Raw genomic sequence first — 9,932 nt, 5'->3', positions numbered from 1 at the left:
GCGGGGTTCTGACAGACGAAACTCTCGAGTGGGAGCTCTTTTGACACGTCCGGGGATAGGCCCCGGACGCTCCCATTTCAGTGGTGTCGGGCATAGTTCCAGCCAACTACCGCGAAGAGCCGGGCTGGAAGAACTTCAATACGCGGCGTGCCGCATGGGTACTGGACGGTACCCTGAGGCAGATCAACGACACACAGTACGAGTTGACGCGCGACTGTGAGTTCACATCGCCGTCCGACGCGGCCTGCATGGTCTGCGTCCGGCCCGTTAGTGGATGGGACGCCTGGAAGGACGACCAGGGCCGCACGGCCCAGCACTACCGCGCCGCTCCCGTCCCCTGACCCCCGCGCCTTGAACGATGAGGCGCACCTGACGCCGGGCGGGTAGCCTGCGGGGTATGAAGCCGCTTCTGCTGGGTCACCGTGGCACGCCCCGACTGCACACCGAGAACACCCTGGCCGGGTTTCAGGCGGCGATGGACGCCGGGCTGGACGGCGTGGAACTGGACGTGCGCCGCCTGATGGACGGCACGCTGGTCATTCATCATGATCCGGCGCTCAAGGGCGGCGGGTCGCTCCCCGGGATGAACGCCGCCGATCTGCCCGCGCACGTGCCGACGCTGGACGCCGCGCTGGCGTGGGCGGCGGATACGGGGGCGTTCGTGAACGTGGAGATCAAGTTCGAGGGGGCCCGTCCGGATGACCGGGTGCACCGCACGCTGGATGCCATCCGCGCGCACGGGCTGTCGCGGCGGGTGATCGTCAGTTCGTTCAGTCCGCTGGTGCTGGACGCGGCCCGGCATCATGCGCCGGACATCGAGCGCGGCTTCCTGTTTCACCGTGCTTACCGTCTGGGTGCGCTGGACCTCGTGCCGGTGGTGATGCGGCGCGTGCAGGCGGCGGCCATGCACCCCATGCATCCCCTGATCGACGACGCCCTGATGGCCCAGGCCCGCGCGAACGGCTGGCGCGTGAACACCTGGACCGTGAACGACGCCGCGCAGGTGGCCCGCCTGAAAGCACTCGGCGTGGACGCCCTGATCGGCGACCTGCCGGACGTGCTCCTGACCGCCCGCTGAGGAGGGGAGTGGGCAGCGGATTGGCCTTGACGTGGCTGGCCGCGTCGCGCACACGCTGTTGACCATCAGCCATCAGCCATCAGCCATCAGCCATCAGCCATCAGCCATCAGCCATCAGCCATCAGCCATCAGCCATCAGCCATCAGCCATCAGCCATCAGCCATCAGCCATCAGCCAGTCCTGCCGGTAGTGCTGCGCGAAGTCCTCGATGGTGTGGCCGGTGCTGCCGGTCAGGGCGTGCAGGTCGGGGGTGGTGGGGGCGGTGTCGCCCGCGCGGATGGGCGGGTAGATGGAGGCGATGCCGCGCGCTTCCTCCTCGTCGCTCTCGCCGGTGGAGACCAGGAAGTCCACGAAGCCGTCGTCGTCCACGGGGCGGTAGGTGATGGTGTGGCCCAGGGCGCCGCTCAGGGCGGCGGCAACAGCGTGCCGGTCGATGGACTGCGGGCCGGTCAGGGGGTACTCGCGGCGGTCGTGGCCGGGCTGCGTGAGGACGGTCACGGCGGCGGCGGCGATGTCGCGCGTGTCGATGAAACTGGTGCGTTGCTCCCCGGCGGGTTCCGCGAACTCGTGGCGGTCGCGGATGCCGCGCCGGAACATCTGGTTGTAGTTCTGCATGAACCAGTTGGGCCGCAGGACCGTCCAGGTGAGGCCGCTGTCACGGACGGCGTCCTCGGCCTCGCCCAGCGGGTTGTCGCCACGCTCTGCGCCGAACCCGGATTGCAGCACGACGCGTTCCACGCCCGCCTCCTTCATGACGCTCAGGGCACGTTTCAGGGTCTCTGTGCCCACGGTTTCCGGGACGATCAGGTACACGCTCTGCGTGCCGGTGGCGGCCTCGCGGACGCTGGCCTCATCGCTGAAGTCGAAGTGCGTGGCGTGTGCGCCGTTCGGGAATGCCGCCCCCTGCGGGTGGCGGGTGCCTGCGCGGACCTGCTGTCCGGCGCTCAGCAGTTGCGGCACGAGTTCGCGCCCGACGTTCCCGGTGGCGGCAGTGACGAGAATCATGACCTGACTGTAGGTGCCCGGAACGGTCAACCCGGAGTCCGGGGGTCAGTGTGAAGGAACGCTCTGGGTGTTCCCCGGCCCAGGGTTGCTTGACAGCGCCCTGATGGGGGGAGCCTACTTTAATTCTCATGAACCGAATACTGCTGACGGCAGCCCTGCTGGGCTTGACGAACGCTTCTCTGGCTTCCGCGCAGACCACCGTGGAATTCTGGCATTCCTTCGGGGACGCCAAACGCAGCGGCTGGATTCAGGCCCGCGCGGACGAGTACAACAGGACGCACAGCGGCGTGAAGGTCGTGCCCAGCTACAAGGGCAGCTACAACGACAGCCTGCAGGCGACCATCCTCGCCGCGCGGCAGGGCAAGGCCCCGGCCCTCGTGCAGATCTTCGAGGTCGGCAGCCAGCTGGCGCTGGACAGCGGCGCGTTCCAGCCGGTCAGCAGCGTCAGGAACGTCGATTTCAGCGATTACATCAAGCCCGTCATCAACTACTACACCATCGGCGGGAAGGTGAACAGCCTGCCGTTCAACTCCAGCAGCCCGGTCCTGTACTTCAACCAGGACCTGATGAAGAAAGCGGGCCTGAACCCCAAGCAGCCGCCCACCACGTACGGCGGCCTGCTGGGGGCCTGCCAGAAGATCGAGGCGGCGAAACTGGACGCCACCTGCTTCGGCATGAGCCTGAACGGCTGGTTCATCGAGCAGTGGATGGCGCAGCAGGGCGCGCCCCTCCTGAACAACGGCAACGGCCGCCAGGGCCGCGCGACCGCCACCAACCTCGACAGCAAAGCCGCGAAGAACATCTTCACGTTCTTCAAGACCATGCAGGACCGCCGGTACTACACCTACACCGGCAAACTGGAAGACTGGGACGGCAGCGACGCCATCTTCACGAACCAGAAGGCGGTGTTCCACATCACGTCCACCGCCGACATCGGCAACATCCGTGACGCCGCGAAGAAGGCCGGTTTCAGCGTGGGCGTGGGCGTGCTGCCCATCGCGGACGGCAGCAAACGCAACGGCGTCGTGATCGGCGGGGCCAGCCTGTGGATCAGCAAGGGCGTCAGCAAGGCGCAGGCCGAGGGCGCACTGGACTTCGCGCTGTACATGACGAACACCCAGAACATGGCCGAGTGGCACAAACTGACCGGGTACTACCCCGTGCGGCAGAGCAGCATCGAGCTGCTGCGCAAGCAGGGCTGGTTCACGCAGACGCCCCTGCAGCTCGTGGCGTTCAACCAGCTGACCCGCACCGTGCCGAGCGCCGCCACCGCCGGCGGCCTGAACGGCGCGGCCATCCAGACCCGCCGGATCATGGAAGAAGGCGTGCAGAAGGTGCTGGGCGGGCAGAACGTGGACGCCGCGCTGAAGGAAACCAAGGCCCGCGCCGACGCCGCCCTGGCCGAGTACAACGCGAACTTCAAGTAATACGGACTCCGATTGAATGGCTTGCAAAGCCGTTCAATCCGAGTGGACGCGAGTAGGAGCAAAGAGGATTCCGGGCGTGGAGTTGGCAACCCGGTACCCTGCCGGGTTGTTAACGAAACAGACGGAATCCGTATAAGCGCCGGACCTGTCAGGATCACGCCGTCACCGTGCGCTGACCCCACCCGTCCTGCCCGCCGCGCGGCCCGCTCCCTCCCTGACGGAGGGTGGGCCGCCCGCGCCATTCCAGCCCCTGTGTTCCGGCTGCACCCCGCCCTGGAGGTATCCCGCATGACCGCCCTCTCCGACCCCCCCGCCCGCCCATGCTGAGTCCCGCCCGTTCCCGCCCCACCCCGGACGCCGGGGAGAGCGCCGTGTTCCGGGGCCGCGCCCTGCCGTGGGTGTTCCTGCTGCCCAGCCTACTGATCCTGGCGGTGTTCATCTACCTGCCGGCCCTGCAGACGCTCAGGCTGGCCGCGTACCGCGCGAACGTGATCCTGGGCACCGAGCAGTTCGTGGGCCTCGCCAATTTCGCCGAGTTGCTGTCCAGTCCCGCGTACCGGCAGGTGGCGCTCCAGACGCTGGTGTTCACGGTCCTGACCGTCACGTTCGGGCTGCTGCTGTCCCTGGGACTGGCGTGGCTCGCCAGCCGTCCCGTGCGCGGCGCGAGTACGTACCGCCTGCTGCTGATCTACCCCTACGCCCTGAGCCCCGCCATTGCCGGGACGCTGTGGCTGTTCCTGTTCAACCCGGAGATCGGCGTGGTGAACGCCCTGCTGGGCGAACTGTTCGGCGTGCGCCCCCGCTGGCTGGACACGCCCGTCCTGGCGTTCGGGCTGGTCACGCTGGCCGCCATCTGGAAGGGCCTGGCGTACAACATCGTGTTCTACCTCGCCAGCATCCAGAACCTGCCGGGCGACGTGATGGAAGCCGCCGAGATCGACGGCGCGACCCCCGCGCAGGTGTTCTGGCGCGTGGCGTTCCCGCTGCTGAGTCCCATCACGTTCTTCCTGGTGTTCACGAACATCATCGCGGCGCTGTTCGACTCGTTCGCCCTGACGGACATCCTCACGCGCGGCGGGCCGTACACCGGGAATGCCGGGGCGACCACGTTCCTGGTGTACCAGCTGTACCAGGACGGCTTCGTGAACTTCAAGACCGGCGCGGCCGCCGCGCAGGCCGCCCTGATGCTGGCGCTGGTGGCGTTCGTCACCTGGATGCAGTTCCGGCTGGGCGAGCGGCGGGTGCACTATGGCAGTTAAGCACCCGGCCGCGCCGCCCGCCCGCGCTGACCGCGCCGCCCCCCGCTCCCGCCGCGCGCGGGGCGTGTGGGTCACGCACGCCGCGTTGATCCTGGCGATCCTGATCATCAGTGCGCCCCTGATCTTCGCGGTCATCAAGAGCACCCAGACGTCCAGCGTCGTCCTGAGCCCCAGCCTGCTGCCCGGCGGCGCGTTCTTCCAGAACCTCTCGGGCGTGTGGGAGGACGCGCACCTGGGCCGCTACATGCGCAACAGCCTCGTGGTGGCCGTGTGCGTCACGGCCGGAAAGACCACCCTGGCCCTGCTGGCCGCGCTGGCATTCGTGTACTTCCGCTTTCCGTTGAAGGGCGCGGCGTTCACGCTGGTCCTGCTGTCCCTGATGCTGCCCACCGAGGTGCTGATCATCGCGCTGTTCGATCTGGTCAGCCGCGACCTGAAGTGGGCGAACACGTACGCCGCGATCATCGTGCCGTTCCTGGCCAGCGCGACCGGCACGTTCCTGTTCCGGCAGCACTTCCTGAGCATCCCCACCAGCCTCGCCGACGCCGCCCGCATCGACGGGTGCGGCCCGCTGCGGTACCTGACGCACATCCTGATTCCCATGAGCACCAACACCATCGGCGCGCTGGCCGTCATTCAGTTCGTGTACGCCTGGGATCAGTACATCTGGCCGCTGGTGATCATGCAGCAGGACGACAAGCAGGTCGTGCAGGTGGGCCTGCGCAAACTGATCGAGGTGGGCGGCCAGACCGACTGGGGCGCCGTGATGGCCGGCGCCGTCATCACGGCCCTGCCGCCCCTGATCGTGTTCACGGCCCTGCAGAAGCAGTTCAGCCGGGGCTTCGCGCTCACCGAGGACAAGTAGGCACTCGGGTGAACGGGGTCAACAGACGGCGAAGGGGCGGGTGAGGGGGCAACGAAGCCGACCCGGTCCGTACGAAGGGACCCCCTGACGCCGGGCTGACCGGCCGCGCACGTTGCTCTGACGTGCGCGGCTTCAACTGACGGGTGTGAATTCCTCATCTGCTGTCCGCACGTCCGTGAAAGCCCTCATGGTCCGCCTGTCGGCCGCGCTGCTGCTGGGCGTGGGGGCCGCGCAGGCCGTCACGCTGGCCGGGTACGCGGAACTGCCCGCCGATACCTTCGCGCCCGGCCCGGCCAGCGGCGCCTGGAGGGACGGCCTGCGCGGTCAGGCGCGCTTTCAGGGGCAGCCGGTGCAGGGCTTCAGCGGCGTGCAGTTCGCGCCGGACGGCACGTACCTGTTCCTGAGCGACAACGGGTTCGGCGCGAAGAACAACAGCGCCGACTCCCTGCTGCGCCTGTACCGCCTGACCCTCACCCCGAAGACCGCGCCCACGGGAACCGGGAAGGTGGAGGTAGGGGCGTTCGTTGGGCTGCGTGACCCGGAGCGGCGCGTGCCGTGGCAGATCGTGAACGAGGCCAGCCCGGAGCGCCTGCTGACCGGCGCGGACTTCGACCCGGAAGGCTTCGTGGTCGCGCCCGACGGGACGCTGTGGGTGGGCGACGAGTTCGGCCCGTACCTGCTGCACTTCAGCGCGGACGGCGTGCTGCTGGACGCCCCCATGCCCACCCCGAACCTGCCGGGCCTGCCCACCCTGACCGGCCGGCCGCCCATCGTGATCGGGCACCGGGGCAGCAGCGGCACCCGCCCGGAACACACCCTGGAAGCGTACCGGGTGGCGATCGAGGCGGGCGCGGACTTCATCGAGCCGGACCTGGTCGTCACGAAGGACGGCGTGCTGGTCGCCCGGCACGAACCGGTCATGGCGGTCCTGGACGGGAGCGGCAAGGTCACGGAGGCCACCACCGACGTCGCCACCCGCCCCGAGTTCGCCGGGCGCGTGAAGACCAAGAAGCTCGACGGGCAGGACGTCACGGGGTACTGGGTCGAGGATTTCACGCTGACGGAACTCAAGACCCTGCGCGCCGTGGAACGCCTCCCGGCCCTGCGCGGCCGCACCTTTGACGGGCAGTTCGAGGTGCCCACCCTGAGCGAGATCATCGCCCTGATCCGCGACACCGAGACCCGCACCGGCCGCCGGGTCGGCCTGTACCCCGAAACGAAGCACCCCACCTTCATGGCCGCGCAGACGGGCGTGAACACCTCGCAACTGCTGATCGACACCCTGAAGAAGGAAGGCTTTACAGACCCGGCGCGCGTGTTCATCCAGTCCTTCGAGACCACCAATCTGCGCGACCTGAACAGCACCATCATGCCCGCCGCCGGCGTGAAACTCCCGCTGGTGCAGCTGCTGGGCGGCCAGACCGGCGCGCCCTACGACCTGAGCGCCCGCCGGGACCCCCGCCAGAACGCCGACCTGACCACCCCCGAGGGCCTGCGCGACATCGCCACGTACGCCAGCGGCATCGGCCCCAGCAAGGGCTGGATCATCGACGGCAAGGGGCAGACCACCGACTTCGTGACCCGCGCGCACGCCGCCGGGCTGCTCGTCCACCCGTACACCTTCCGGAACGAACCCACCTTCCTGCCCGCCCAGTACGCCAACAACCCAGAAGCCGAGATGCGGCAGGCCATTCAGGCGGGCGTGGACGGACTGTTCACCGACTTCCCCGCCACCGGCGCGAAAGTGGTCGCCGAGTACGCCGCGCCCGAAGTCCGCAGCCCCCAGCACCCCGCCTTCACGCAGGGCGGCAGCAGCAGCGCCGCCACGCTGGGCAGCAGCGGCGGCTTCGAGGGCCTGACCCTCAGCCCCGACGGGAAGACCCTGTACGCCCTGCTGGAAAAAACCGTGGCTGGCGACACGCCCGGCCAGCTGCGCCTGCACGCCATCGACCTCGCCACGCAGAAGTGGACGCTGACTGGCCGTTACCCGCTCGACGCGCCCGGCAACGCCATCGGTGACATCACGCCCGTGAACGCCTCGGAACTGATCGTGATTGAGCGCGACGGCGGCAGCGGCGACGCCGCCCGCACCAAACGCCTCTACCGCGTCAGCCTGACCGACCGCAACGCCGACGGCACCCTGAAGAAGACCCTGCTGGCCGACCTGCTGAACATCGCCGACCCGCAGGGCCTGGCGCCCAGCACGACCGGCGGCGTGTTCCGCTTCCCGTACGTGACCATCGAGAACGTCATCGTGCTCGACGCCACCACCGTCCTCGTCGCCAACGACAACAACTACCCCGGCACCGGCGGGCGCGGCGCGGCCGTGAAGGACACCAACGAGTTCATCTGGCTGAAACTCGACGCGCCCCTGACCCTCGCGCCCGGCGTCGGCCGCCGCTGATACGGACTCGGATTGAATGGCTTGCAGAGCCGCTGGGTCCGAGCGGACTCGCAGAGCTTCGCAGAAGAGCGAGCAGGAGAGAAACGCCCCTCCGGACGTGGAGCTGGCAACCCGGTGAAGTTCCGGATTGTCGGCGAAACAGACGGCAGTCCGTATGAGCATCACGCGCCGCTGTCAGAATCCCGCAATACTCCGCGTGGCACACTGAACTCCGGACCGGCAGACCCTGTGCGGTGATCCCCGCACCCTGCCCCGCCCCCACACCCCCAACTCAGGGCCGCCCGCCGATGTTCCCCCGGCCGGGCGGCGTTTTTTTCTTGCGGTGTTCAGCTCAGGCCGTACAGCCCTGCGTACTTCCCGCGCAGGTACGCGAGGTACGGCGCGGCCGTCATGCCCTGCCCGGTCGCGCGTTCCACCAGTTCGTTCGGCGTGAACGTCCGGCCCGGCGCGTACACGTGTTCACGCAGCCAGCCGTGCAGCCGGCTGAACTCGCCCCGCGCGATGTCCGCGTCCAGGTCCGGGTTCGCCGCCTGCGCCGCCGCGTAGAACTGCGCGCTCAGCACGTTCCCCAGCGTGTACCCCTGGAACACCCCGCCGATCCCGCCGCTGAACCAGTGCACGTCCTGCAACACGCCGTCCACGTGACTCGGGGCACGCAGGCCCAGGTTCGTCTCGTACGCCGCGTGCCACGCGTCCGCCAGATCAGAGACCGCCAGCGTGCCGCCCAGCAGCTGCCGCTCCAGCTCGTAGCGGGTGATCACGTGCAGGTTGTACGTCAGCTCGTCGGCGTCCGTGCGGATCAGGCTGCGGCGCACCACGTTCACCGCGCGGAACATCTCCTCCTCGGTCACGTCGGCCAGTTGCTCGGGGAAGGCGTCCCGAAAGCGCCCGAACTGCCCCGCCCAGAACGCCCGCGAGCGGCCCACCAGGTTCTCCCACAGCCGCGACTGACTCTCGTGCACCCCGGCACTCACCCCTCCGCCCAGCGGCGTGTCCAGCAGGTCCTCCGCCACGCCCTGCTCGTACAGCGCGTGCCCGACCTCGTGCAGCGTGGAGTACAGCGCGTCCGTGGGGTCCGCCAGTTGCGCCCGCGTCGTGATCCGCACGTCCCGCGCGCCCAGCCGCGTCATGAACGGATGCGCCGTCAGGTCCTGCCGCCCCCGCGTGAAATCGTACCCGTACAGCGCCCCGACCTCCTCACCCAGCCGCAACTGCGTGGCAATCGGGTACTCACGCGCCAGGAAGTCCATCCGGGGTGCCGGGGCCGCCGCGACCGCGTCCACCAGCGGCACCAGCGCCGCGCGCAACTCCGCGAACACCGCGTCCACCTGCGCGGCCGTCATGCCCTCGTCCGAGGCGTCCACGAAGAAATCCATCGGGTCCGAGAACTCCGGGAAGTAGGCGGCCCGCTGCACACTCAGGTCCAGCGTCCGCTCCAGCAGCGGCACCATCCGCGCCCAGTCGTTCGCGGGCCGCGCCTCCACCCACGCCGCGTAACTCTCCCCGGCATGCTGCGCCGACGCCCGCACGAACGCCGCCGGAAGGCGCGTCGCCCGCTCGAAGTCCCGACGCGCCACCGCCAGCATCCGCGCCTCCGTGGGGCCCAGATCCAGCGCGCCCGCCGCGTCCAGCAACCGCCCGTACCCCGCATCCGTCGCCCGCGCGTGCCGTAGCCCCGACAGCAGCGCCTGCTGCCGCGCCCGCCCCGCCGACCCCCCACGCGGCAGGTACGTACTCTGATCCCACCCCAGCAGCGCCCCAATTCCACCCAGGTCCGCCAGCTCCTGCCAGTGCGCCCGCAGCGCTGCCCACGTCTCATGCTGTGTCATGACCCGCAGCGTACCGCGCGCCCGTCCGGATGGCCTGCGCCACCTGGCCGATCCCCCACCCGCCC

The 9,932-nt window shown here is 69.0% G+C and carries 8 protein-coding genes; 6 read left to right on the top strand and 2 right to left on the bottom strand.

Going from position 1 to position 9,932, the window contains the following annotated elements:
• Positions 1 to 80: 80 nt before the first annotated feature.
• Positions 81 to 341, top strand: a complete 261-nt coding sequence (locus ABDZ66_RS17265; RefSeq protein ID WP_425544401.1) for a DUF4357 domain-containing protein — start codon at positions 81 to 83, stop codon at positions 339 to 341.
• A gap of 56 nt (positions 342 to 397) precedes the next feature.
• Entirely contained in the window at positions 398 to 1,078 is a 681-nt protein-coding gene (locus tag ABDZ66_RS04350) for a glycerophosphodiester phosphodiesterase (protein ID WP_343756455.1), read from the top strand.
• A 156-nt stretch (positions 1,079 to 1,234) separates the two neighbouring features.
• Here ABDZ66_RS04350 and ABDZ66_RS04345 read toward each other — a convergent pair whose 3' ends face one another.
• A complete protein-coding gene (locus tag ABDZ66_RS04345; protein ID WP_343756454.1) occupies positions 1,235 to 2,083 on the bottom strand; it encodes an NAD(P)H-binding protein in 849 nt (282 codons plus the stop codon).
• Positions 2,084 to 2,211: 128 nt separating this feature from the next.
• Here ABDZ66_RS04345 and ABDZ66_RS04340 point away from each other — a divergent pair, with 128 nt between their 5' ends.
• From ABDZ66_RS04340 to ABDZ66_RS04325, 4 genes are all read left to right on the top strand, one after another.
• Complete coding sequence (locus ABDZ66_RS04340; protein ID WP_343756453.1) at positions 2,212 to 3,510, top strand: ABC transporter substrate-binding protein; 1,299 nt, start codon at positions 2,212 to 2,214, stop codon at positions 3,508 to 3,510.
• 320 nt (positions 3,511 to 3,830) lie between these two features.
• The gene (locus tag ABDZ66_RS04335) at positions 3,831 to 4,769 is read left to right on the top strand and encodes a carbohydrate ABC transporter permease (RefSeq protein WP_343756452.1); all 939 of its coding nucleotides are present in this window, start codon (positions 3,831 to 3,833) and stop codon (positions 4,767 to 4,769) included.
• Positions 4,759 to 5,634, top strand: coding sequence for a carbohydrate ABC transporter permease (locus ABDZ66_RS04330; protein WP_343756451.1), 876 nt, complete (start codon positions 4,759 to 4,761; stop codon positions 5,632 to 5,634). Before ABDZ66_RS04335 ends, ABDZ66_RS04330 begins: the two co-directional genes overlap by 11 nt.
• Before the next feature lie 175 nt (positions 5,635 to 5,809).
• Positions 5,810 to 8,038, top strand: a complete 2,229-nt coding sequence (locus ABDZ66_RS04325; RefSeq protein ID WP_343756450.1) for an esterase-like activity of phytase family protein — start codon at positions 5,810 to 5,812, stop codon at positions 8,036 to 8,038.
• Between the two features lie 326 nt (positions 8,039 to 8,364).
• Here the strand turns inward: ABDZ66_RS04325 and ABDZ66_RS04320 are convergent, their stop codons facing one another.
• Positions 8,365 to 9,867 carry a carboxypeptidase M32 gene (locus ABDZ66_RS04320; protein WP_343756449.1) on the bottom strand — a complete coding sequence of 501 codons (1,503 nt, stop codon included), beginning with the start codon at positions 9,865 to 9,867 and terminating at the stop codon, positions 8,365 to 8,367.
• Positions 9,868 to 9,932 lie beyond the last annotated feature (65 nt).

The organism is Deinococcus depolymerans, assembly GCF_039522025.1.
GTDB lineage: Bacteria > Deinococcota > Deinococci > Deinococcales > Deinococcaceae > Deinococcus > Deinococcus depolymerans.
This window is presented reverse-complemented; position numbering and strand designations above follow the sequence as displayed.